Source organism: Curtobacterium sp. MCBD17_034, from assembly GCF_003234515.1.
Lineage (GTDB): Bacteria > Actinomycetota > Actinomycetes > Actinomycetales > Microbacteriaceae > Curtobacterium.
Window position 1 is genome coordinate 406,943 of sequence record NZ_QKTN01000002.1, and the last position, 22,276, is coordinate 429,218.

The following is a 22,276-nucleotide window of genomic DNA, read 5'->3' on the forward strand; positions in this document are numbered from 1 at the left end:
CCCCGGACGCCCTCACGTCGGTGGGCGGAGGACGTACCCGGTGCCCCGTACGGTCTGGAGGAGCGGCTCGCGCCCGGCGTCCACCTTGCGCCGCAGGTACGACACGTACATGTCCACGAGGTTCGACGACGCCCCGAAGTCCATCCCCCAGACGTTCGTGAGGATGCGATCCCGGGTGAGGACCCGTCGTGCGTTCCGCATCATGTACCGCAGGAGCTCGAACTCGGTCGCCGTGAGGTCGATGCCCTCGCCACCGCGGGTGACCGCGTGCGTGTCCTCGTCGAGCTCCAGGTCCTCGACGACGAGCCGGGCCGGCCCCCCGTCGGCGACCACACGCGACGACGTCCGGGCGAGGATCCGCGCACGGACGAGCAACTCCTCGATGCCGAACGGCTTCGTGAGGTAGTCGTCCCCACCGCCCGTGAGTCCGGCGATCCGGTCCTCGTGGGCGTCCTTGGCGGTGAGGAACAACACGCGGGCGTCATCGCGGGCGTCCCGGAGCCGGGACAGGACCTCGAAGCCGTCGATGTCGGGCAGCATGACGTCGAGCACCACCACGTCCGGCTGGAACTCCCGGGCTGCGAACAGGACGTCGCGGCCGCGGTGCACCGCGTGCGTGGACCAGCCGTCGGCCGTGAACGCGAGGCCGATCGCCTGGGCGAGGGCGACCTCGTCGTCCACGACGAGCACCCGGACGGGCGTGCCGTCGGTCCTCGTGAGGGGCGCGCTGCTCATCGCGGTGAGCCTAGTCGCCGCTGAGGTCGTAGACCGTCTGGCCCCCGACTGTCTTCGCCGTGAAATGCGCCTCGACCCAGGCCTGGATCGCGCTCGCCGTGCTGGTCGACTGGCCGCCCGGCATCCCGCCGCCAGCTCCGCCGTCATCGCCGTCGACGCTGCCGCTCGTGTCGCCAGCGCTGCCGCTCGTGTCCGCTGCCGAGCTACCGCCCGGACCGCCACCCATGCCGCCGCCCATGCCGCTCGAGACGATGTAGTAGCCGACCTTGCCCTCCTTCACCCATGCCTTGAACTGCGCGAGCGTCGGTGTCGGGTCGCTCGACCAACCGCCGATGGCCATGACGGCCTGGTCGGTGTCGAGCTCGAGCTGCGCTGCGGACTGCGATCCGTTCACGGCCGCCGCCCACTTGGCGTCGGACGCCTCGAGGAGCTTCTGCAGCGCGGTCGAGGTGGTCTGGCTCCCGCCGCCCATGGTGCCGGCATCCGCCGCTCGGCCACCCCCGTCGCTCGTGCCGCTCGTGCCCGACGAACTCCCCGGCGCACCGGCGGGCGGCTGCCCCGTCGTCGCGTCCGGGTCCGATCCTCCGGACCCACCGGGCGGCATGCCCGTCCCGGCACCGGAACCGGTGGTGGAGTCACTGGAGGAGCCTCCGGGGCCACCGGTGCCACCGGGCATGCCCCCGCCCACGCCACCCGCGGCGCCGCCCATCCCCGAGGATCCGCTCCCCGCAGGACCGACACTCGGGATCGACCCCGTGTGGCCGACCGTCGTGGTCGCCACGGCGTACGCCGTCGTGCCGGTGAGGCCGAACAACGTGCCTGCGAGAACGCCGACCGCCACGAGCCGGCGCAGAGTCGGCACGGTCCCCACTACCACGGCGCCGGCTGACAGGAATCCGCCGACGAGGACGACCCACCGCAGCCACGGCACCCAGGTCGCGTTCTCGCCCAGGAGCGCCCAACTCCAAGACGCGGTGATCGCGATCATGGCCGCGAGCCCGAGCGTCCCGAGCGCCGACCGACGACGGGCCCAGAGCATCGCCCCGCCGGTGCCCACCAGACCCGCGATCGCTGGAGCGAGCGCGACGGTGTAGTAGGGGTGGATCGTGCCGGACATGTAGCTGAACACGAGCCCGGTCACCAGGAGCCATCCACCCCAGAGCACGAGTCCGGCGCGGGCCGGATCGGCCGGAGGACGCCGCCCAGCGGCCACGAGGCCGAGGACGAGCGCGAGGAGCGCCGCGGGGAGGAGCCACGAGATCTCGAGCCCCATCTCGGACGAGAACAACCGCTCGAGGCCGGTCGACCCGCCGAATGACGAGCCGGCCGTGCCCCCGGTCATCCCGCCGCCGCCACCGCCGCCGTTGCCGTCACCGCCGAAGATCCGCCCGAGGCCGTTGTAGCCGAACACGAGGTCGAGCACGGTGTTGTCGGTCGATCCGCCGATGTACGGGCGGGCGTCGGCTGGCCAGAGGGCCACCGTGAGCACCCACCACCCCGCCGCGACGACGAGGGACACCATCCCGATGACGGCGCCGACGATGCGCTTGCGCCAGCTCGCCTGGGCCGCGAACACGTAGACGAGTCCGAGGGCCGGCATGACGAGCAGACCCTGGAGCATCTTGGTCAGGAACGCGAACCCGAGCGCGACGCCGGCGAGCGCGAACCACCGCCAGCTCCCGCGGGGCAGGGCCCGGACGGTGCAGTACGCGGCGGCCGTCATGAGCAGCACGAGCAGGGCGTCCGGGTTGTCGAAGCGGAAGATGAGCGCCGCGGCCGGGGTCATCGCCAGGACGAACCCGGCGAGCAGCGCGCCGACGTTCGCCGTCGTGCCACCGAGTCGCGCGAGGGTCCGACGGACCACCCCCCAGGTCAACGCGACGGAGGCGACGGCCATGAGCGCCTCGGGCACGAGCATGCTCGCGCTCGAGAAGCCGAAGATGCGCGCCGAGAGTCCCATCACCCACAGGGACGCAGGGGGCTTGTCGACCGTGATGAAGTCAGCAGTGTCGAGCGACCCGAAGAACCAGGACTTCCAGCTCTCGGAGCCCGCCTGCACCGCCGCGGCGTAGAAGCTGTTCGCGGAGCCGGACACCGTGATGTCCCACAAGTACAAGACGGCGGTCAGGAGCAGCAGCGCCCAGAACGCCGGACGGAGCCAGGCCGCGTCCGCGCGGTCGCCGAGGAAGAGTCGGACGATCGCACTGCGTCGTTCCGCGGTCCTCCTCTCCGCGGGATGGTCGGGTCGGTCGATCAGGGTCGCCGGGTGACTGGTCATGGGTCGAGGATGCCGAGCGAGCGCGTATGATTCCTCGGCGATCCCTATGCCGTGGATCAGAACGGCTGCCAGCCGGCTGTGGAGGATCGCCATCGCGCTGGCGGCCCGTCGTTAGGCTGCCCTCGTGACGACCCCGGCGCCCACCAGTCCGCCCACCCCCGTCAGCACCCTGCAGGCCGAGGCGTTCGCCGCGGGCACCCTGCCGCCCGTCGAGCAGGTCCGGGACGGCGTCTGGACCCTCGCGATCCCGTTCGCCGCGGGCATCCCCGACTCCACGCTCACGTACGTGCTCGAGGCCGCCGACGGGTCGCTCGTCGTCGTGGACCCGGGCTGGGGCACCGAGCCGACGCTCGCGGTGCTCCGGGACGGCCTCGCCACGATCGGTCGGACCCTCGACGACGTCGGACTCGTCGCCGTGACGCACCTGCACGTCGACCACCTCGGCGCGGCGGCGGCCGTCCGGAACGCCTCCGGCGCGCGGGTCGCGATGCACCCGGCGGAGGCGCGAGCGATCCGCCACCAGGACGAGGACCGTCGGCGGGACGACGAGGACATCGCACGCTGGGGCGTGCCGGAGCCGCTGCGCGCCGGCCTGGTGCGGGCCTGGGGAACGGGGCGGCGCCTCCCGGACGTCGAGGCGGACCTGCTCGTGGAGGACGGGGACGTCCTGCCGGTCGCGGGGCGCGAACTCCGGGCCCTGTGGACGCCGGGCCACACGACCGGACACCTGTGCTTCGTCGACGCGCCGGACGGACTCCTGTTCACCGGCGACCACGTGCTCCCGCGGATCAACTCCGGGCTGGGGCTCGGGGGTCGGACGGCCACGAACCCGCTCGAGGACTACCTGGCGTCGCTCGACCGACTCGCCGACCTCGCGGAGCTCGAGGTGTGCCCCGGACACGAGTACCGGTTCCGCGACGTGCGGGCCCGGGCCGCGACGCTCGCCGACCACCGGCGGGAACGGGGCGAGCACGTCGCCGCGGCACTCGACACGCTCGACCGTCCCACGCTGTTCGAGGTCGCCGCGCACGTGCCGTTCCGTGGGGGCATCGCGTCGATGACCGGGTACCTGCTCGCGTCCGCGCTCGCCCAGACCGCGTTCCACGCACGGTTGCTCGGGCGGTCGGACGAGATCCGACCGGCCTGACGCCGCCGCGACACGGGCCTCGACGCAGGGCTCGAGGACGGGTCAGCCGCGCACCTGGGCGTCGAGCGGCACCTGCGCCGCCGCGGCGACCGAGCGGACGACCTCGCGCAGTGCGTCGTCCTGGAGCGCCACCGAGAACCCGACCACGCGCCGGTACACCGGGAGGTCCACGGTCGTCCAGCGTCCGCCGCTGTCGACCACGACCCGGAGCGCCTCGACCGTGCCGACGCCGTAGCGGTTGGCGGAGGACGTGGTCCCCGTGCCCACCTGACCGACCGCGGCGCGCGGGACCCCGAGGAGGAGCGTCGGCGTCCCGCCACCGACGTACAGGCCGATCCCGTGCTGGTCGGCGACGAGCGTCCCCGCCGCGCTCCTCGGCGCCCGCCGCTCGGGTCGCACGCCGAGGAGGCCCGCGGCGCGGTCGACCTCGGCCGCGGTGCCGCGCTTGACGAGGACGGGGGCCGTGAACGCACCGGGGTGCCGCTCGGCGAGCACCCGCTCACGGGCGCGGGTGCGGGCGTGCTGCACGGCGAGGACCACCTCGATGAGGACGAACACCCCGAGCGCGATGACGAGGAGGCTCTCGACGATCCCGACGGTCGACATGCCGTCCTCGTGCTCCCGGTACGCGAGGAACCCGAAGCGGAGCGCCGCGTACGCCACCACGAGCACGATCCCGACGATGCCACCCCGACGTCTGCGCATGTGGACACCCTAAGCCGCTGTCCACAGGGGCGCCGCGCCCCCGTTCGGGCCTCCCGTGGCCGGGCTAGTCTCGACCCGTGAGCAGCCCTGGATCCGATCCCGCGCCCGTCCGCGTCGAGCGCCCCGCGCCGGGCGTCGTCGTCGCCACACTCGACCGACCCGACGCCGGCAACGCGCTGGACGTCGCGATGGTCCAGGCGCTCGAGGACCTGGCGGACGCGGTCCGTGCCGACGTCGACGTCCGGGTCCTGGTGATCGGCGCCTCGGGATCCGCGTTCAGCCTGGGGTACGACGTCGCCGAGTCCGCGGACCGCACGGACGCGACCGTCCCGGACGACCTCGACCGCCAGGAGCGCACCGCGGACGCACTCGCGGCGATCCGCGCCCTCCGCGTGCCCGTGGTCGCCGCCGTGGGCGGACCGGCCGCCGGGACGGGTCTGGCACTCGCACTCGTCGCCGACATCCGGCTCGCCGGACCCGACGCGGTGTTCCAGGCGTCGTTCACCGCACTCGGCACCTCCGCCGGCGAGTACGGCGTGTCGTGGCTGCTCCCCCGGCTGGTGGGCCCCGCGGTCGCGGCGGACCTCGCGTTCACCGCCCGCGCGGTCGACGCCGACGAGGCCGCCGCCCTGCGTCTCGTGAACCGGGTCGTGCCGGACGTCGACGCCGCCGCGCTCGAGCTGGCGCGGACGATCGCCGCGAACTCCCCCGCGGGCGTCCGACTGTCGAAGCGCGCGATGCAGGCCAACCTCGAGGTCCCGTCGTACGACGCGGCGCTCGAGCTCGAGAACCGCGGCCAGACCCTGCTCACCCGGACCTCCGACATGGCGGAAGCGCTCGAGGCGTTCCTCGAGAAGCGCCAGGCGTCGTTCTCGAACCGATGACGCCGAACCCCACCGAACGCACGACCGGCAGCACCGTCGCTGGTGACAGCACGGGCCTGCCGACGGTCCCGGACGGAAACGGCACGCCCGGCAGCGGCGCGACCGGCTCCGGACACGCGCACCCCTGGCAGGGCATCCGTCTCGAGCACCTCGACGCCGGTGTCAGCCGCCTGGTCATCGACAACCCCACGCGGATGAACGCCGTGGACGCCGACGTCTTCCGCGAGATCGGGGAGGCCGCGCGGCACCTGCGGCGCGACGGCACGCGGGCGCTCGTGCTCACGGGCGCCGGCGACCGCGCGTTCTGCGCCGGGTACGACCTCGCCGCGCTCCCGGCCCTGCGCGCGACGACGGTCCCGGCGTTCCTCGACATCGAGGACACCGCGAGCGAGGCCGTCCAGGCGCTCCACGACCTGCCGTTCCCGGTCGTCGCCGCGGTGAACGGCGCTGCGTCCGGCGGTGGCCTGTCCCTGGCGCTCGCGGCCGACGTGCGGCTCGGTGTGCGGCGTGCCTCCTTCAACGCGGCGTTCGTCAAGGTCGGCTTCTCGATCGGCGAGCTCGGGACGTCGTGGATGCTCCCCCGCGTCGTCGGCCCCGGCATGGCCGCCGAGCTGGCGTTCACCGGTCGGGTCGTCCGTTCGGACGAAGCCCTGGCGATCGGGCTGCTCGACCGGATCGTCGACACGACCGCCGACGACGCCGTGGCCGCGTTGCAGGCCGAGGCCGTCGCACTCGCCACCGCGTACGCGGCCCCCGACCGCCGTGGCACGCGCATCGGCAAGAGATCGCTCGGGAGGGCCGGGGAGACCCCGTCGTACGAGGTCGCGGTCCGGCAGGCGTTCGGGGACCGGGCGTGAGCGCTGCGGCGAGCGACGGGGCGGACGTGCTCCGGGCCTCCCGTGCGTTGCTGCCGACGGACGACCTGCGGCACCGACCGGCACCCGGGGCGCGCATGCGGGACAGCGTCTTCTACCAGACGGTGCTGCCCGAGGAACGACTGGCGGTGCAGGTGTACCTGTTCGTCACCGGCACGGGTGCCGCGGGCTACAACGTGGCGGTGTGGGGGGACGCCGCGCCGACCGTGCGCGAGTTCGGCGGCGGGCGCGTGGCCGAGGCCATGGACCTCGACGACTTCACCGTCGGCGGTCTCACGGTCCGGCACCGGGATCCGCTGCGCACGGCTGACGTCGTCGTGCGGACGGACCGCATCGAGCTCGACCTGACGTTCACGGCCCTGCACGAGGCCTTCAGCTTCCGCGACGCCCCCGACGGCCTGCCGTCCTGGTTCGCGGAGGACCGCATCGAGCAGACCGGTGCCGTCCGTGGCCATGTGCGCGCGGACGACCACGCGTTCGAGCTCGGGCCGATCGGGCACCGCGACCACTCGTGGGGCCTGCGGGACTGGCGTGCGCCCCAGCACTGGAAGTGGCTCGTGGCGTACACGCCCTCCGGGCGCGCGGTGAACGGGTGGACGTGGATCGCCGCCGGGCGGTGGGGGTTCGCCGGGTACGTCCTGCGGGACGGCCGGCCGGTGCCCGTGTCGCGCATCGAGGACGACACGACCTACGGCGCTGGGTACGAGCAACGCCGACTCCACGCGGTCCTGCACGACGTCGAGGGCGGCACGACGACGCTCGACCTCGACGTCTTCGGCGTGCTGCACCTGCCCGACGAGCGGACCGGGACGACCGTGCTCGAGGGCGGGTGCGTGGCGCGCATCGACGGCGAGCGGGGCGCTGGGCAGTTCGAGGTCGAGTGGCCGACGGACTACTTCGCCCACCTGCGTGGGGACGACGCGTGAGCGACGGTGCGACCGCCGGGACCACCGGCGCGGGAACCGGGACCGCCGTCGACGCGACGACGACCGCGGCCCTCGGGCGGTGGCTCGCCGACGCCGGTCTGACCGACTCGCGCGTGTCGGTGCGGCCGATCGGCGACGGCCACGCCAACGTCACCTGGCTCGTCGAGGACGACGCCGGGCAGCGCGTCGTGGTCCGACGCCCACCCCCACCGCCGACGCCCCCCGGCGCGAACGACGTCCTCCGCGAGGCCCGCGTGATCGCGGCGGTGGGCAGCAACGCCGGCGGATCGGTACCCGTGCCGCGCGTGCTCGCGACGGCCGACGCCGGCACGGTGCTCGACGTGCCGTGCTTCGCCATGTCGTACGTGGCGGGTCCGGTGGTCACGACGGACCTGCCCGAGGGGCTGTCGACACCCGCCGCCCGCGCCGCACTCGCCGACGACCTCGTGGACCGGCTGGCCGCGCTGCACCGCCTGCCGTGGGACACGCTCGGGCTCCGCGGCCGACCCGAGGGCGCGAACCTCCGGCAGCGGGACCGCCTCGCACGACTCGTCGCCGAGCCCGACGGCTCCCCGCCCGACGCCTTCGCCGACGTCGACGCGTGGTTGGTCGAGCACGCGCCGGCCGAGTCGGGGGCCGCGTTGGTGCACAACGACTACCGACTCGGGAACCTGCTGCTCGCGCCGGACGCCCCGCGGGTCGCGGCCGTGCTCGACTGGGAGCTCGCCGCCGTCGGTGATCCCCTCGTGGACCTCGGGTACCTCGTCGCGTCCTGGTCCGGGCCCGGGGGCCCGTCGACGCCCGTGCAGGAACTCGGCGCGGCGAGCAGTGCGCCCGGGTTCCCCGACGCTCGCACGCTCGTGGCGCGGTACGCCGATGCGACCGGCGCTCCCCTCGACCACCTCCGGTGGTACGTCGTGCTCGCGAACTGGAAACTGGCGGTGCTCTACGAGTACAGCCGCCGCCGCCACGAGCGCGGGGACGGCGACCCGTACTACGCGGGTACGGACAAGGTCAGGGCCCTCCTGAGGGCCGCGGACGCCGCGCGCACCGAGCCGTTGACCTGATGCGGCGCGCGCGAGCGGCCACGCCGCGCGAGTCGCCCCGCGTCGGCGCCGCGCCGGTGCCGCGCCGGCCGCAGCCATCCGCCGCGACGCCCGTCACACCGGCCACACCTCGTGTCGCCAGGCGGCGTCCCAGAACATCCACTCGTAGCGGGACGCCGTGGTGAACGCCTGTCGCATCTGCTCGACCTGGTGGGCGGAGGCTGCTTCCGCGGCACTGTCGACCACGTCGCGGGCCTCGGCGGTGACCGCGGCGAAGCCCGGATCCCCGTAGGTCCCGATCCAGTCCCCGTACGGATGGCCGTCGAGGTCGCCCACGCGGTGCCGCAACCGGCGTCCGACGTCGTCGTAGAGCCAGAAGCACGGCAGCACACCCGCGACGATCACCGGGTACGACGACGACGCCGTGAGCGACAGCAGGTACGACGTGTACGCGACGCAGGTCGGTGACGGGGCCACCGAGGAGCCGTCCACACCGTGCGAGGCGTGCAGCTGCCGCTCGACCGCGACCGCGTTCGCGGCGGCGTTGCTCCAGAAGGCGAGGTCCCCGGCGTCGTCGGCTCGAGTCGCCGCGGCGGCCAGGACCCTCGCGTACGCCCCCAGGTACGCCGCGTCCTGCTCGAGGTAGTGGAGGAACGTCGCCCTCGGGAGGGAACCGCGCTCGAGCGCCACGAGGAACGGGAGCGCGTCCACCGCATCGCGGATCGGCGCCACGGTCTCCCAGACCTCGTCCGTGAAGCTCATCGCTCGTCCCACAGGCGCACGAAGTGGTGGACAGGGCCGTGGCCCTGTCCGACGTCGAGCACGTCGGCGCCCGCGAGCGCGTCCTGCAGCCAGGACCGGCCGTCACGGACCGCCTCCGCCCACGAACCCCGTCGCGGCCGCAGTGCCGCGACCGCCGAGGACAGGCTGCACCCCGTGCCGTGGGTGTTCTCCGTCGGGATCCTCAGGCTCCGGAGGCACTCGACCCCCGACGCATCGGCGAGGACGTCGACGACCTCGTCTCCGGTGTCGAGGTGTCCGCCCTTGAGGAGCACGCGACGAGCACCGCGGCGCACGAGTTCGCGTGCCTGGTCGCACATCGCGTCGACGGACGTGGCGGGCGCCGTCGCGAGCAGCGCCGCGGCCTCCGGGATGTTCGGCGTGACGAGCGAGACGAGCGGCAGGAGCTCCGTCATGGCGTGGACCGCGTCGGGACGGAGCAGGAGGTCACCGCTCGTGGCGACCATCACCGGGTCGAGCACGACGACGTCGCACGGTGGCATCCGGAGGAACGCGGCGACCACGTCGATGGTCCCGGCGGTGGCGAGCATGCCGATCTTCACCGCGTCGACGCGGACGTCGTCGGTGAGCACACGCAGCTGCTCGGCGACGAAGGACGAGGGCACCTCGTGCACGCCGTACACACCGGTGGTGCTCTGCGCGGTCAAGGCGGTCAGAACGGTCGTTCCGTACGCGCCGAGCGCGCTGAAGGTTTTCAGGTCCGCCTGGATCCCCGCCCCGCCGGACGGGTCACTGCCGGCGATGCTCAGGGCGACCGGTGGCCTCATCGGGCACCACTCCCCCAGGCAGCTCTGAGCGCGGACGTGGCTGCCGCGACGTCGGGGCGGCCGCAGATCGCACTGACCACGGCCATCCCCGCCGCACCGCTGGCCCGGACCGACGGCGCACGGGCGACGTCGGCACCGCCGATGGCGACGCACGGCCAGGGGCTGGCATCGACCACGGCACGCAATCCGTCGAGTCCGCAGGGCTCGGCGGCGTCCGGCTTGGTGCTCTGCGGCCACACCGGACCGACGCCGAGGTAGTCGATGACGCCCGGCCCCATCGCCTCCGCCGCGTGCACGTGGGCGACGGTCTGGGCGGAGAGCCCGATGAGTGCGCTCGGTCCGAGCAGACGTCGTGCCAGCACCGGGTGCAGGTCGGACTGCCCCACGTGCGCGCCGTCGGCTCCGATGGCGCGCACGAGTGCGACCCGGTCGTCGACGAGCACGGGGACCCGCCCGCCGGCGGCGGCGACGACCGCGCGGCCCATCGCGACGAACTCGTCGTCGGATGCATCGTGGTCTCGGAGCTGCACGGCCGTGACGCCGGCACCCACGGCCTCCTGGACGGTGTCGGCGACACCCCTCGCCCCGCACATCCGCGTGTCGGTGACGAGGTAGAGGGACAGGTCGGACGACCGGGAGGCGCTCATACGAGCCGGACCCGGTCCGCGACCTCGGCCGACGTGATCGAGGCGAGCTGGTCGAGCAACTGCACGGCGAAGGTGCCCGGCCCGCGGCTGAGCGGGGCGGCCTGCTCCGCGGCCACGGTGAGCACCGCCGTCGCCGCGGACGCGGCGAGCAGCGGTTCGGATCCCGTCGCCGCGAACGCGGCCATCAGCGCCCCCAGTGCGCAGCCGACCCCGGTGACCTGCGTCATCCAGGGGTGCCCGTTACGGAGTCGGACGGTCCGGTCGCCGTCCGTGAGGTGGTCGGTGGGTCCGCTCACCGCGACGACCGTGTGGAAGCGGCGGGCGACCTCCTCCGCCGACCCGAGCGCCGCCTCCGGACTGTCGGTCGCGTCCACGCCCTTGCCGCCCGCGCCGCCCGCGAGCGCCATGATCTCCGATGCGTTCCCGCGCACGATGGAGGGCCGGTGCTCGAGCAGGTCCATGGCGACGCCCGTGCGCCATCCCAGCCCGCCCGCGGCGACCGGGTCGAGGACCCACGGCGTCCCGTGCTCCGCGGCGCTGAGCACCGCCGCCGTCATCGCCTCGACGGTCGGCTCCTGCGGGGTGCCGAGGTTCACGAGCACGCCGCCCGCGGCCCCGGCGAACGGCCCGGCCTCGTGCGGGTTGTCGACCATGGCGGGCGCGGCGCCGACCGCGAGCAGCACGTTCGCCGTCCACTGTGCGACGACGATGTTCGTCAGGCACTGCACGAGTGGTGGGCGGTCGCGGAGACCGTCCAACGCCGCTGCGAGCGCCGACGGGTCGAGTGGGACAGATGGAGATGCCACGGATGACGTCCCTTCGCTAGTACTAACCAGATCAGGTTCGACGGGTCTGTTCTCAGCCTCGCTCGATGGAGGCACCCCGCGTCGCAGGCGAGTCTAGGGCCGTCGGACATTGGCGCACCCTGCTGTTAGCCTGACGAACGGCCGAAGATGAGCCGGACCACGACCGAGCGTCCCGTGCGAACCCGATCCGGACCCGACCCGTCTCCGAACCAGCAGCGGCACCACGTTGGAACAGGAGCACGATGTCAGCGAGCAGCGCCCTCGGGAACTACACGGCGGAACAGGTCGAGCGGTACTACGCGAACGGCGACTGGCAGGACGGGGTCCTCATCGACATCGTCCGCGACCGTGCCGACGCCCACCCGGAGCGGACGTTCGTCACCGACGGCACGCTCACGCTGACGTACGGGCAGCTCCGCGAGGACGCCATCCGCCTCGCCGTCGGCCTGCGCGGCCTCGGCGTGGAACGGGGCGACCGCGTCGTCGTGCAGATGCCGAACTGGGCGGAGTTCGCCACGATCGTCGTCGCGCTCTCGCGGCTCGGCGCGATCCTCGTCCCCACGATGCCGATCTTCCGGCACGACGAGGTCGGCTACGTCCTCGAGCACTCCGAGGCGAGGGTCGTGATCGGCCCGCACGTGTTCCACCGCTTCGACCACCTCGCCATGTTCACCGCGCTCAAGGACCGGATCCCGACCCTCGACCACGTCGTCGTCGCCCGGGCCGAGTACCCGGACGCGCTCGACGGCGCGATCGACCTCGCGTCGCTGGCGGCCGAGGGCGACCTCGACGAGCTCGACGCGTCGCTCGGTGACACCGCGGGCCCCGACGATGGCTGCCTCGTCGTCTACACCTCGGGCACCACGAGCCGCCCGAAGGGCTGCTTCCACACCTTCAACACCATCCACGCGGCCGCACGCCTGCTCAACGAGCGCCTGCACGTCGACGAGGGCGACGTGATGTTCAACCCGTCGCCCGTGAGCCACTCGACCGGGCTCATCACGGGCCTCCTCATGCCGCTCATGGTGGGGGGCGGCACCCACTTCATGCCCGTCTGGGCGCCGGACGAGGGCATCGAGCGCATCCGCGAGTACGGCTGCACGATCACCGTGACGTCGACGACGTTCCTGACGACCGTGATGGAGGCGTTCGACCCGGAGCGCCACGACCTCAGCTCGATGCGGTACTGGGTGTGCGCCGGCGCGCCGATCCCGGGTGCCGTCGTGCAGTCCGCGCGCGCGATGTTCCCGTCGTGCCAGATCCTCAGCCTCTACGGGCGGAGCGAGAACATGACGACCGCGTTGTGCGCACCCGAGGACGCCCCCGAGAAGTCCGTGCTCTCGGACGGCCGCGCCCTCGCGGACTCCGTCGTGAAGGTGGTCGACGAGGACGGCGTCGAGGTCCCCGCCGGCACGAGCGGCGACATCGCGTACCAGGGTCCGTCCCACATGCTCGGGTACTACCGCGATCCGGAGCAGACCGCCGCGCTGTTCACGCCTGACGGGTTCTCGCGCTCGGGCGATCTGGGCGTGATGGACGCGGACGGCTTCGTGCGGGTGAGCGGCCGCATCAAGGACATCATCATCCGCGGCGGCATCAACATCTCGTCGCGCGAGGTCGAGGACCTGCTCGGCGAGCACCCCGCGGTCCGCACCGTCGCCGTCGTCGCGATGCCGGACCCGCGGCTGGGCGAGCGCTCGTGCGCCTTCGTGGTGGTCGCCCCCGGTCACGACGAGCCCTCGTTGTCCGACCTGACGGACTTCCTCCGGAGCAAACAGATCGCCGTGCAGAAGCTGCCGGAGCGCCTCGTGGTGATCGACGAGCTCCCGATGACCCCGGTCGGCAAGGTCCGCAAGAACGTGCTGCGCGACCGGATCGCGTCGATGCTCGCCGAGGAGCAGCGCGGTGTGACGTCCTCCCAGGACTGACGGCTCCGCCGCGGCCGTCAGCGCCGTCGACGGCCGTCAGCGCCGCCGGTGCCCGTCGACGCTGACGGCAGCCTCCCGGCCGCGGGGCGTTGGATGGGTCGATGGCCCTCCCCACCGCCGCGGACCCCGTCGCCCCGATGCTCGCCAAGGCCGTCCCGGACGTCCCCGCCGCGGACGCCGTGCCCGGGGGCCTCAGCTACGAGCCGAAGTGGGACGGCTTCCGCGGGATCGTCTACCACGACGGCACGGACGTCGAGATCGGCAGCCGCGGGTCGAAGACGCTCACCCGGTACTTCCCGGAGCTCGTGGCGGTGTTCCGCGACCAGCTGCCGGGGCCGTGCGTGCTCGACGGCGAGATCGTCGTGCGGACCGGCGAACCGGGCGCGGAGCGGCTGGACTGGGACGCCCTGACGCAGCGGATCCACCCCGCCGCATCCCGGATCCGGAAGCTCTCGGTCGAGACCCCCGCTGCCTTCGTGGCGTTCGACCTGCTCGCGTTCGAGGACCGGGACCTGCGGGACCTGCCGTTCGCCGAGCGCCGCGTCGCACTCGAGGAGCTCGGTCGCGCGTTCGAGGACCCGCTGTTCGTGTCCCAGCGCACGCTCGACGTCGAGGAAGCCCGCCGCTGGCTGGTCGAGTTCGAGGGGGCGGGACTCGACGGTGTCGTCGCGAAGCCCCTCGCCGGGCCGTACGCGCCGAACAAGCGCACGATGCTCAAGGCGAAGCACCACCGCACCGCCGACGTCGTCGTGGTCGGCTACCGCGTCCACAAGTCGGGCGAGGGCGTGGGGTCCCTGCTGCTCGGCCTGTACGACGCGGACGGCGAGCTGCGCATGGTCGGCGGCGTCTCCGCCTTCTCCGACGCCCGACGGCGGGAACTCGTCACCGAACTGGACCCACTGGTCCGGCGGGACGCGGACGGGAGGCCCGTCACCGGCGCCACCGAACGCAGCCGGTTCGCCTCGGGGCGCGACACCTCGTTCGTCGAGCTCGAGCCGGAGCGCGTCGTCGAGGTGCGGTACGACCAGATGGAGGGCGACCGGTTCCGCCACACGGTGCAGTTCGACCGGTGGCGGCCCGACCGGAACGCGCGCTCCTGCACCTTCGAGCAGCTCGAGCAGCCGATCGCCTACGACCTCAGCAGCGTGCTGCGCTGATCCCGTGGGTGCCTGGGACCTCGTCGAGCGGGGACGTCCGCGTGGCCGCGACGGCCTGTGGTCCGACCGCGCGCCCGGACGGCTCACGATCCCGCGTCCGGGCGCGGCGACCCTCGTCGTGCTCGGCGGCTACGCGGTGTCGCGGGTGCTCGCGACCGGCCTGCTGCTCACCGCCTGGATCGTGAGCGGCGGCGTCCACGACGCACACGCGACCCTCCGGGCTCCAGGCGGGTTCGGCGGGTTCCTCACGGCCTGGGACGGCGCCTGGTACCGGCGGATCGCCCTGCACGGCTACCCGTCGGACCTGCCCGTGACGGGCGGTGCGGTGCAGAAGAGCGTGTGGGCGTTCCTCCCGGTGTACCCGGCCGTGGTGCGCGCGCTCATGTCGCTGACCTCGCTCGGATACGCACCGGCCGCGGTGACCGTGTCGGTGGTGGCGGGCGGCGCGGCCACGGTCGTCCTGCACCGGCTGCTCGCGGAGCGGTTCGGCAGCCGTCCGGCGATGTGGGGCGCGCTGTTCTTCGCGTTCGGACCGCTCGGGTTCCTGTTCCAGGTCGCGTACGCCGAGTCCCTGTTCCTCGCGCTCGTGTTCGCCGCACTCCTGGCGGTGCTCCGGGGCCGGCCGCTCGTGGCGATGCCGTTCGGGGTGGCCGCGGCGTTCACGCACCCCGGTGCCCTCGCGGTGCCGGTCGCCCTCGCGGCGGTGTGGGTGGCGTCACTCGTGCGTCGACGGCCGCTGCCGCTCCGGACGCACCTCGCGGTGGTCGCGTCCGGTCTCGTGACCGCGGCGGCAGGACTCGCGTGGCCGGTCGTCGTGACGCTCGTCACCGGCCGCGGCGACGGCTACGTGGCCACGGAGACCGCCTGGTGGCGGGACTACATCGGGGACGCCGCCGCGGTGTTCCGCCCGCTGACGCCGTGGTTCCTGTTCGCGGAACGGCTCGTCGGCGGCTGGGGCGTGCCGATCGTCGTACTGCTCCTCGTCGCCGTCGGCTGGTGCCTGGCGTTCCGGAGTCGTGCACTCGGCGTCGGGATCGGGGCGTTCGTCGTCGCGTACGTCGCGTACCTCGTCGCGGTGTTCCTGCCGCAGCAGAGCACCTTCCGCATGTTGCTGCCGCTGTCCCCGGTGCTCGGGACCCCTGCGCTGTCCGCCTCACCGCGTCGCGCGACGGCGACGTTGGTCGTCGGCATCGCGGTCCAGCCGATCGCGATCTGGGCGCTCTGGGTCGCCTGGCCACCCTGACCCGCGGTTCCCGACCGGACTGTCCCGTTCACGCGGCTGTCCCCCTGAGGAGGTGCACGGTTCACCCAGCGATGCGACGATCAGCGGGTCGAGGACGCCGATCAGGGCCCACCGAGTCGCCCGGCCCCGGCGGAAACAAACCGACTGTCCGAATTCCGCACAGTTCTCCTCCATAGTTAGGCGAACTAGTAACTCCGTGCCACAGTTGTTCCAGGTCGGAGATAGTCTCCGAACCGAACGAGTTCCCGGGCACTGCCCTTCGAGAACAGGACCACCATGAGCACGCATCTCCTCCCCGTCCGTCACACGGCGCAGCGCAGCCCGTTCACGGAGATCCGGGAGGCGCGGCACCAGCGCGCACTCGTCGCCAGCGCGACCGTGACCGGCATCGTCAGCGTCACCGTCGCGAGCCTCGCGCTCGTCACCCTCGGGCTCGGCGCGTGAACGCCCCCGCCATCGTGACGCCGCTCATCGCGAGCGCCGCCGCTCCGGCACCGACGACCACCTGGGCCCTCGCGGACGAGGGCCTCTGGGTCGCGACGCACGCCGGGTACTTCGGCGGCACCATCGACCAGCACGGCGCGCACCACTACGCGATGGACACCTTCGGGCGCTACGTCGGGGACTTCGCGACGCTCGACCTCGCGAAGCAGCACCTCATCGAGCACATGACCACGCTCTTCGGCACGGAAGGAATGGCAGCATGAACGGCATCGACGGCATCAGCGACGCGCACCGCGGGACGTGGTCGCGCTTGACCCGCCTCCACACGGCGAGCGCGGGCCTCCCGACGCAGACCAAGCGCACCGAGGACGGGCGCACCGCACGCGACGAGGCAGCGCTCGGCCTGTAGGAACCGATCGGCACCCAGCCCAGATCGCACAACGCGCCGCTCACCTCCGGGTGCAGCGGCGCGTTCTGCATTCTCCGCGGAGACGCGGCGCGTTCTGCATTCTCGGCGCGGAGACGCGGCGCGTTCTGCGATCTCGGCCGGGGCGCGCGTCAGGCCTGCTGCTTGCGCGCCCGCGACGGCTGCACGCGGGGCGGCTCCCCCGGCATCTTCGGGTAGTCGGGCGGGAACGGCATCTCGCCCAGACCGGCAGCGAGGTCCCGCTCCCACCAGCCGAGCAGCGCGTCGATGCGGGCCGGCTGCGCGTGCATGTCCTCCCACGGGTCACCGACGGTGCGGAGTCGCTCGGGCACGGTGCGCACCGTGTGTGTCCGCGGGTCGGTCTCCGACAGTTCCTCCCATCGGAGCGGGGTCGAGACGGACGCGTGCGGGAGTGCTCGGGGGCTGTAGGCACCGGCGATCGTCCGATCCCGGTTCGCCTGGTTGAAGTCGACGAAGATCCGCTCGCCGCGCTCTTCCTTCCACCACGCGGTCGTCACCTGCTCCGGCATCCGCCGTTCGAGTTCGCGGGCGGCGGCGATCACCGCGTGCCGCACGTCGAGGAACTCCCATTCGGGCTCGATCGGCGCGTACACGTGCAGGCCGCGGTTCCCCGAGGTCTTGATCCACGCGGTCAACCCCGCTTCGTCGAGGACCTTCCGCAGCTCGAGCGCGGCGGGGACGGCGTCGTGGAAGTCGGTGCCCGGCTGCGGGTCGAGGTCGATCCGCAGCTGGTCGGGGTGGTCGCTCCGCTCGGCCCGTGACGCCCACGGGTGGAACACGACGGTGTTCATCTGCGCCGCCCACACCGCCGCGGCGGGCTCGTCGATGATCATCTGCGGGTGTGCGCGGGCGCTCGGGTAGGTCACGGTGACGGCGCGCACGAAAGCGGGTGCGCCCTTCGGCGGGTTCTTCGAGAAGAACTGCTCGCCGTCGACGCCCTCGGGGAACCGCTGGAGCGACACCGGCCTGTCCCCGTTCGCGCGCACGAACGCGTCGCCCACGGTGACGAGGTAGTGCGCGAGGTCGAGCTTCGTCAGCCCGAGCTGCGGCCACAGAACGCGTTCCGGACTCGAGATCCGGACCTCGCGGTCACCGTCCGGTCCGGGCACCGTCAGCACCGTCGCGTTGCTCGCCATCCGTGCAACCTACGCCGGCCGGCCGGGAGGCGCGGCACCGGCCCGCACACCGGCGTCGCTCCGCTCCGCCCCGCCCTCCCCCGTGGACAGACTGACCGTTCCGATCTAGATTGCTAGCATGGTAGCCAGCAGCGGGAACAAGGTGCAGTTCAACGTGTACCTGCCGGCCGAACTCGTCCGCGAGCTCAAGCACCGCGCCATCGACGAGGGGGTCTCGCTCTCGTCGCTCGTCGAACACGTGATGTCCACGTACCTGTCGGGTGCCGAGGCCGCCCCGACGGAGGGGGAACGGCCATGACCACCATCCGCAGCATCCTGTACACCGCCCACCCCGCCGCATGGCAGGACCTCGCGACGGCGCTCGGGCTCCGACGGCACGATGCTCCCGCCGACGACGACTGGACGGAGTTCGACGGCGACGGTGTCCTGGCGATCCACCGCGTCGACGCCGGGTCGGCCGACGACGGACGGATCGATCTGCAGGTGCTGGTGGCGGACCTCCCGGCAGTGCGGCGCGAGCTCGACCGAGCAGAGCTGGCCGTCCGGACCAGCACGCTCGCCGACGTCGGGGAGCTGCTCACCGTCGACGCCGCCGGTGCACCGGTCGCGATCACCACCGCGGACCGAGCAGCAGTGGGCGGCGACCTCAGCGTCATGCCCATCCGCTACGCGTCGTCGGTCCCCGAGGCGGCGCGGGTGTTCCGAGCGATCGGCCTCGGACCCCGGATCGCGGCCGACGGCGGCGGATGGGCGGACTTCACCGCGGACGACGGCGGCCTCGCGGCCCTGCACCACGGGGAGGACGGCCGCACCGAGCTGTCGTTCGAGCACCGCGGCGACCTCGACGCACTCGCCGCACGTCTCCGCGCCGGCGGGTACGAGGCGGACGTGGTCGACGAGGCATACAACCGGACCGTCCTCGTGACCACGCCCGACGGCTGGCGACTGTGGGTCAACGGGGCCCAGGAGGACCTCCACGGGTACTCGCGTCAGGACTGAGCGCAGCCCCAGGCCGACCGCGGCCCGCTCGCCCTGCCCCGCGTCCGCTCGGTCCTCCCGCGAGATCGCAGAAGGCGTCGCTCCGGGGTCCGGTCGAAGCGGCAACGACCGCGACCTCCGTGGGCTCCGGAGGCGGGTGGGCTCCGGAGCGGCCCGACCGCCTGTCCGGCAGTCCGGCCCCCTTGACTGGGCGGCGTCAGGGGATGGTGTTCCAGTGGTAGTCACCTCGAGCGTCCGCACCGTGGCCGCCGCACCGGTACGACGTCCCGGAGGCCGACTGAGCGACCTGCCCGACCTGACTCGACGAGCAGTAGGCACCCGGAGTGATGACCGCGCTCTGCGCCGGGGCGGGTGCCGGTGCCGGTGCCGGTGCCGGTGCCGGTGCGACGTACGTGCCCACGGAGGTCACCTGAGTCACGGGCGGTGTCGTCACGACCTGGCTGACCTCTGCGCGCCCGGTCTCGACGCCGTCCGTGTACGTGACGCGGTAGGTCGTGGTCCGGACTCCGTTGACGCCCGTGGTCGTGATCACCGAGGTGCCCTTGGCCAGCGTCGCGTCGTCGAGCGTCGTCGAAGCGAACGGGATCGCCGCGGTCGTGGTGACGAGCTTCGTCGTGACGATCGGAGTCGGCGTCGGGCTCGAGGAAGCGACCCGGTGTTCGCGCTCGTGCTCGTGCTGCACGGTGGACGCTGTCGAGGATGCGACGGCGTGCGGCTCGGACGTCGCTGCAGCACACCCCGCACCGACCACCAGCAGGACCGCTGCTCCGGCCGTCGCGACGGTCGCCCTCACCCGTCGGGACATTGTCTTCCAGGACATCGCCACCCCCATGCTCGTCATCGCGCGGGACAAGTGTCGTCCCGCGAAAGGGGGACAACCACCCCCCGTACGAGGGTCACGAGATCGCAGCCGGTGTCGCTTCAATGGGGATCGAAGCGGCAACGACTGCGATCTCGATGAGGTGGGAAGCAGGACGGGGCGTGATGCCGCTCGCCAGTAGGCTGACGCGGTGACCGACACCCCCGCCACCCCGCTCCGGATCGCGCTCGTGTCGCTGCACACCTCCCCCGGCGACGAGCCCGGTTCCGGCGAGGTCGGTGGGATGAACGTCGTCGTGCGACACCAGGCCGAGGCGCTCGCGGATCTCGGGCATCGGGTCGAGATCGTCACCCGCCGGTCGTCACCGACGCAGCCGGACTCCGTCGAGATCGTCGCGGGCGTGTGCCTCCGGTTCCTGTCGGCCGGGCCCGCACAGCCGGTCCCGAAGGGCGAACACGACGCCTTCATCGAGCCGTTCCGGGCGGGACTGGCGGAGCTCGGCCCGTACGACGTGTTCCACGCGCACCACTGGTTCTCGGGCATGGCCGCGCTGCCGGTGGCTCGGGAGCGCGGGGTCCCCCACGTGCAGTCCTTCCACTCGATCGCCGCCGACGCAGCGACTCCGCTGTCCGAGGGCGAGCGCCCCGAGTCGGCGGGCCGGATGGAGGGCGAGGCGTTCCTGGCGCGCGAGTCGGACGCCGTCGTCGCGATCAGCGAGGCCGAGGCCGACACCGTCCGCTCCCGGCTCGGCGCCGCAGCGGATCGGGTGGTCATCGTGCCACCCGGCGTCGACGGCTCCGTGTTCCGTCCGGCGAGCGCCGCGACCCGCGCCGCCGCCCACGACCGCCCCCGCTACGTCGTCGCGGCCGCGCGGGTGCAGCCCCTCAAGGGCCTCGACCTGGCGATCGCCGCGGTCGCCGCCGTTCCCGAGGCCGTTCGGCCGGACCTGGTGATCGCGGGCGATGCGTCGAGCGAGGCGACCGGATACGTCGAGGAGCTCCGCGCGCTCGCGGATCGACTCGGCATCGGGGACCGGGTCCGGTTCGTCGGTCCGCAGTCGCGCCCGGACCTGGCGATGCTGTTCCGCAACGCGGGACTCGTGCTCGTGCCGTCGCACTCCGAGACGTACGGTCTCGTCGCGCTCGAGGGCTCCGCGTCCGGCGTGCCCGTGGTCGCCGCCGCCGCGGGTGGCCTGCGCGAGGCGGTCGTGGACGGTGAGACCGGCGTCGTCGTGGAGTCGCGCGACCCGGAGGTCTGGGCGGGCGTCATCGCGACCGTCCTGACCGATCCGGCGCTCGCGGACCAGCTCGCCGCGGCGGGGCGGGAGCGCGCGGAGCGGCTCAGCTGGGAGCGGTCCGCCGAGGGGCTCGTCGAGACCTACCGGTCGGTGATCGCGCGCGTCGAGGAGCGCCGGCGCTCCGCGTCCGCGTGAGCGCCGTGCTCCGGCGAGCCGTCCGGGCGGCGCTCGTCGCCGGGGCCCTGTGCCTGCTGACCGGGTGCTCGGCGGTGAGCGGCGGCGTGCCTCCCGGCTCCGGCACCGGCGGCATCGGCGGGGCCGGCACCGCTGCTGCCGGCCCCGGCGCGGTGAGCGTGAGCGCTGCCGCGAGCGCGGGGACCGCCCCGGGTGCCGCCGACACCCCCTCCATGGCGGCGACGGGCACCGCCGCCGCCCTCCTGGCGGCGCTGCCCGTCAAGGGCCGCGCCGCGGCGACCGGGTACGACCGCGTCGGCGACTTCGGCACCGCCTGGCTCGACCGCGACCACGACGGATGTGACACCCGCGACGACGTCCTGGCGCGCGATCTCACGGACGTCGAGCGCCCGGGAGGCTGCCGGGTGCTGTCCGGCACCCTCGTGTCGCCCTACACGGGAGCGGCGATCCGGTTCACGCGCGGCGCGACGACCTCGGCCGCCGTGCAGATCGACCACGTCGTGGCGCTCGAGGACGCCTGGCAGACGGGCGCGCAGCAGCTCGACCAGGAGGCTCGGGAGGACCTGGCGAACGACCCGGGCTACCTCCTGGCGGTCGACGGGCCGTCGAACGAGCAGAAGGGGTCCGGTGATGCCGCCACATGGCTGCCGCACGTCGTCGCGTTCCGGTGCTCCTACGTGGCCCGGCAGGTCGCGGTGAAGGCCGCGTACGGACTCTGGGTCACCCCAGCCGAACACGACGCGATCGCCCGGATCCTGGCGACCTGCCCGATGCAGCCCGCGGTCCGCACGGCGTTCTCGGCCCGACCGGGAGGCACGGCCGCCGCAAGCGGGTCGGGCGGCGCCGCCGTCGCCCCGGCTCCGGCGACTCCTGCGGCTCCCGGAGCGCCGGCTGCGACACCTGCCGGTCCGACGCCGGCACCGAGCTTCGCGAACTGTGCGGCGGTCCGGGCAGCCGGTGCGGCACCGCTCCACGTCGGCGACCCGGGGTACTCGCGCCAGCTCGACCGCGACGGCGACGGCACGGCCTGCGAGGACTGACCGCGGACGGCC

Annotated in this window: 24 protein-coding genes and 1 riboswitch; of the genes, 15 read left to right on the top strand and 9 right to left on the bottom strand. The window is 73.3% G+C overall.

Features of this window, described 5'->3' with window-relative positions; translation table 11 throughout:
• Positions 1-12: 12 nt before the first annotated feature.
• Together DEI92_RS05645 and DEI92_RS05650 are read right to left on the bottom strand one after the other, a co-directional pair.
• Entirely contained in the window at positions 13-735 is a 723-nt protein-coding gene (locus DEI92_RS05645; RefSeq protein WP_111012661.1) for a response regulator transcription factor, read from the bottom strand.
• A 10-nt stretch (positions 736-745) separates the two neighbouring features.
• Positions 746-3,013 (bottom strand): glycosyltransferase family 39 protein, encoded by a 2,268-nt coding sequence (locus DEI92_RS05650; RefSeq protein ID WP_111012662.1) that lies wholly within the window; start codon positions 3,011-3,013, stop codon positions 746-748.
• A 124-nt stretch (positions 3,014-3,137) separates the two neighbouring features.
• Here DEI92_RS05650 and DEI92_RS05655 point away from each other — a divergent pair, with 124 nt between their 5' ends.
• Positions 3,138-4,160 carry an MBL fold metallo-hydrolase gene (locus DEI92_RS05655; protein ID WP_111012663.1) on the top strand — a complete coding sequence of 341 codons (1,023 nt, stop codon included), beginning with the start codon at positions 3,138-3,140 and terminating at the stop codon, positions 4,158-4,160.
• Positions 4,161-4,202: 42 nt separating this feature from the next.
• Here the strand turns inward: DEI92_RS05655 and DEI92_RS05660 are convergent, their stop codons facing one another.
• Positions 4,203-4,865 carry a hypothetical protein gene (locus DEI92_RS05660; protein WP_111012664.1) on the bottom strand — a complete coding sequence of 221 codons (663 nt, stop codon included), beginning with the start codon at positions 4,863-4,865 and terminating at the stop codon, positions 4,203-4,205.
• Positions 4,866-4,942: 77 nt separating this feature from the next.
• Here DEI92_RS05660 and DEI92_RS05665 point away from each other — a divergent pair, with 77 nt between their 5' ends.
• Genes DEI92_RS05665 through DEI92_RS05675 form a run of 4 tightly spaced genes read left to right on the top strand, consistent with a single transcriptional unit; the run spans position 4,943 to position 8,617 of the window.
• Positions 4,943-5,749, top strand: a complete 807-nt coding sequence (locus DEI92_RS05665) for an enoyl-CoA hydratase/isomerase family protein (RefSeq protein WP_111012665.1) — start codon at positions 4,943-4,945, stop codon at positions 5,747-5,749.
• On the top strand, positions 5,746-6,606 hold the full coding sequence (locus DEI92_RS05670) for an enoyl-CoA hydratase/isomerase family protein (protein ID WP_111012666.1): 861 nt from the start codon (positions 5,746-5,748) through the stop codon (positions 6,604-6,606). Before DEI92_RS05665 ends, DEI92_RS05670 begins: the two co-directional genes overlap by 4 nt.
• Positions 6,603-7,550, top strand: a complete 948-nt coding sequence (locus DEI92_RS16470) for a hypothetical protein (protein ID WP_181434662.1) — start codon at positions 6,603-6,605, stop codon at positions 7,548-7,550. Before DEI92_RS05670 ends, DEI92_RS16470 begins: the two co-directional genes overlap by 4 nt.
• Entirely contained in the window at positions 7,547-8,617 is a 1,071-nt protein-coding gene (locus DEI92_RS05675) for a phosphotransferase family protein (protein ID WP_181434664.1), read from the top strand. Before DEI92_RS16470 ends, DEI92_RS05675 begins: the two co-directional genes overlap by 4 nt.
• A gap of 93 nt (positions 8,618-8,710) precedes the next feature.
• Here DEI92_RS05675 and DEI92_RS05680 read toward each other — a convergent pair whose 3' ends face one another.
• From DEI92_RS05680 to thiM, 4 genes are all read right to left on the bottom strand, one after another.
• Positions 8,711-9,358, bottom strand: a complete 648-nt coding sequence (locus DEI92_RS05680; protein WP_111012668.1) for a TenA family protein — start codon at positions 9,356-9,358, stop codon at positions 8,711-8,713.
• On the bottom strand, positions 9,355-10,164 hold the full coding sequence (thiD, locus tag DEI92_RS05685) for a bifunctional hydroxymethylpyrimidine kinase/phosphomethylpyrimidine kinase (RefSeq protein ID WP_111012669.1): 810 nt from the start codon (positions 10,162-10,164) through the stop codon (positions 9,355-9,357). The genes DEI92_RS05680 and thiD overlap by 4 nt, the downstream gene beginning before the upstream one ends.
• On the bottom strand, positions 10,161-10,811 hold the full coding sequence (gene thiE / locus DEI92_RS05690) for a thiamine phosphate synthase (RefSeq protein ID WP_111012670.1): 651 nt from the start codon (positions 10,809-10,811) through the stop codon (positions 10,161-10,163). The genes thiD and thiE overlap by 4 nt, the downstream gene beginning before the upstream one ends.
• The gene (gene thiM / locus DEI92_RS05695; protein WP_111012671.1) at positions 10,808-11,617 is read right to left on the bottom strand and encodes a hydroxyethylthiazole kinase; all 810 of its coding nucleotides are present in this window, start codon (positions 11,615-11,617) and stop codon (positions 10,808-10,810) included. The genes thiE and thiM overlap by 4 nt, the downstream gene beginning before the upstream one ends.
• Positions 11,609-11,706, bottom strand: a riboswitch (TPP riboswitch). (Overlaps the previous gene by 9 nt.)
• A gap of 153 nt (positions 11,707-11,859) precedes the next feature.
• Between thiM and DEI92_RS05700 the strand changes: the two genes are divergently transcribed.
• The 6 genes from DEI92_RS05700 to DEI92_RS16480 all read left to right on the top strand — a co-directional run bounded on the left by DEI92_RS05700 (position 11,860) and on the right by DEI92_RS16480 (position 16,798).
• Positions 11,860-13,545: an AMP-binding protein gene (locus tag DEI92_RS05700; protein WP_111012672.1), complete on the top strand. Its 1,686-nt coding sequence runs from the start codon at positions 11,860-11,862 to the stop codon at positions 13,543-13,545.
• 101 nt (positions 13,546-13,646) lie between these two features.
• Positions 13,647-14,702, top strand: a complete 1,056-nt coding sequence (locus DEI92_RS05705; RefSeq protein WP_111012673.1) for an ATP-dependent DNA ligase — start codon at positions 13,647-13,649, stop codon at positions 14,700-14,702.
• Positions 14,703-14,706: 4 nt separating this feature from the next.
• Entirely contained in the window at positions 14,707-15,945 is a 1,239-nt protein-coding gene (locus DEI92_RS05710) for a hypothetical protein (protein WP_111012674.1), read from the top strand.
• Between the two features lie 276 nt (positions 15,946-16,221).
• Positions 16,222-16,389, top strand: coding sequence for a hypothetical protein (locus DEI92_RS16475; protein ID WP_181434666.1), 168 nt, complete (start codon positions 16,222-16,224; stop codon positions 16,387-16,389).
• Positions 16,386-16,652, top strand: coding sequence for a hypothetical protein (locus DEI92_RS05715; RefSeq protein WP_111012675.1), 267 nt, complete (start codon positions 16,386-16,388; stop codon positions 16,650-16,652). The genes DEI92_RS16475 and DEI92_RS05715 overlap by 4 nt, the downstream gene beginning before the upstream one ends.
• Positions 16,649-16,798, top strand: a complete 150-nt coding sequence (locus tag DEI92_RS16480; protein ID WP_181434667.1) for a hypothetical protein — start codon at positions 16,649-16,651, stop codon at positions 16,796-16,798. Before DEI92_RS05715 ends, DEI92_RS16480 begins: the two co-directional genes overlap by 4 nt.
• Before the next feature lie 149 nt (positions 16,799-16,947).
• Here the strand turns inward: DEI92_RS16480 and ligD are convergent, their stop codons facing one another.
• Entirely contained in the window at positions 16,948-17,973 is a 1,026-nt protein-coding gene (gene ligD / locus DEI92_RS05720) for a non-homologous end-joining DNA ligase (RefSeq protein ID WP_111012676.1), read from the bottom strand.
• 118 nt (positions 17,974-18,091) lie between these two features.
• On the opposite strand from ligD, the gene DEI92_RS05725 reads away from it, so the two are divergent.
• Together DEI92_RS05725 and DEI92_RS05730 are read left to right on the top strand one after the other, a co-directional pair.
• Positions 18,092-18,271, top strand: a complete 180-nt coding sequence (locus DEI92_RS05725; RefSeq protein WP_111012677.1) for a CopG family transcriptional regulator — start codon at positions 18,092-18,094, stop codon at positions 18,269-18,271.
• Positions 18,268-18,972, top strand: a complete 705-nt coding sequence (locus tag DEI92_RS05730) for a hypothetical protein (protein ID WP_111012678.1) — start codon at positions 18,268-18,270, stop codon at positions 18,970-18,972. Before DEI92_RS05725 ends, DEI92_RS05730 begins: the two co-directional genes overlap by 4 nt.
• 196 nt (positions 18,973-19,168) lie before the next feature.
• Here DEI92_RS05730 and DEI92_RS05735 read toward each other — a convergent pair whose 3' ends face one another.
• Complete coding sequence (locus DEI92_RS05735) at positions 19,169-19,765, bottom strand: G5 domain-containing protein (RefSeq protein WP_258370081.1); 597 nt, start codon at positions 19,763-19,765, stop codon at positions 19,169-19,171.
• Positions 19,766-19,982: 217 nt separating this feature from the next.
• Between DEI92_RS05735 and DEI92_RS05740 the strand changes: the two genes are divergently transcribed.
• Together DEI92_RS05740 and DEI92_RS05745 are read left to right on the top strand one after the other, a co-directional pair.
• Positions 19,983-21,224: a glycosyltransferase gene (locus tag DEI92_RS05740; protein ID WP_258370082.1), complete on the top strand. Its 1,242-nt coding sequence runs from the start codon at positions 19,983-19,985 to the stop codon at positions 21,222-21,224.
• Positions 21,221-22,264, top strand: a complete 1,044-nt coding sequence (locus DEI92_RS05745) for an excalibur calcium-binding domain-containing protein (protein ID WP_258370083.1) — start codon at positions 21,221-21,223, stop codon at positions 22,262-22,264. Before DEI92_RS05740 ends, DEI92_RS05745 begins: the two co-directional genes overlap by 4 nt.
• Positions 22,265-22,276 lie beyond the last annotated feature (12 nt).

Coding starts and splice junctions, on each gene's coding strand:
- DEI92_RS16475 (WP_181434666.1), top strand. CDS start 16,222: ATGAGCACGCATCTCCTCCCCGTCCGTCACACGGCGCAGCGCAGCCCG.
- DEI92_RS05650 (WP_111012662.1), bottom strand. CDS start 3,013: ATGACCAGTCACCCGGCGACCCTGATCGACCGACCCGACCATCCCGCG.
- thiD (WP_111012669.1), bottom strand. CDS start 10,164: ATGAGGCCACCGGTCGCCCTGAGCATCGCCGGCAGTGACCCGTCCGGC.
- DEI92_RS16480 (WP_181434667.1), top strand. CDS start 16,649: ATGAACGGCATCGACGGCATCAGCGACGCGCACCGCGGGACGTGGTCG.
- DEI92_RS05645 (WP_111012661.1), bottom strand. CDS start 735: ATGAGCAGCGCGCCCCTCACGAGGACCGACGGCACGCCCGTCCGGGTG.
- DEI92_RS05725 (WP_111012677.1), top strand. CDS start 18,092: ATGGTAGCCAGCAGCGGGAACAAGGTGCAGTTCAACGTGTACCTGCCG.
- DEI92_RS05705 (WP_111012673.1), top strand. CDS start 13,647: ATGGCCCTCCCCACCGCCGCGGACCCCGTCGCCCCGATGCTCGCCAAG.
- thiE (WP_111012670.1), bottom strand. CDS start 10,811: ATGAGCGCCTCCCGGTCGTCCGACCTGTCCCTCTACCTCGTCACCGAC.
- DEI92_RS05730 (WP_111012678.1), top strand. CDS start 18,268: ATGACCACCATCCGCAGCATCCTGTACACCGCCCACCCCGCCGCATGG.
- DEI92_RS05670 (WP_111012666.1), top strand. CDS start 5,746: ATGACGCCGAACCCCACCGAACGCACGACCGGCAGCACCGTCGCTGGT.
- DEI92_RS05700 (WP_111012672.1), top strand. CDS start 11,860: ATGTCAGCGAGCAGCGCCCTCGGGAACTACACGGCGGAACAGGTCGAG.
- DEI92_RS05680 (WP_111012668.1), bottom strand. CDS start 9,358: ATGAGCTTCACGGACGAGGTCTGGGAGACCGTGGCGCCGATCCGCGAT.
- ligD (WP_111012676.1), bottom strand. CDS start 17,973: ATGGCGAGCAACGCGACGGTGCTGACGGTGCCCGGACCGGACGGTGAC.
- DEI92_RS05660 (WP_111012664.1), bottom strand. CDS start 4,865: ATGCGCAGACGTCGGGGTGGCATCGTCGGGATCGTGCTCGTGGTGGCG.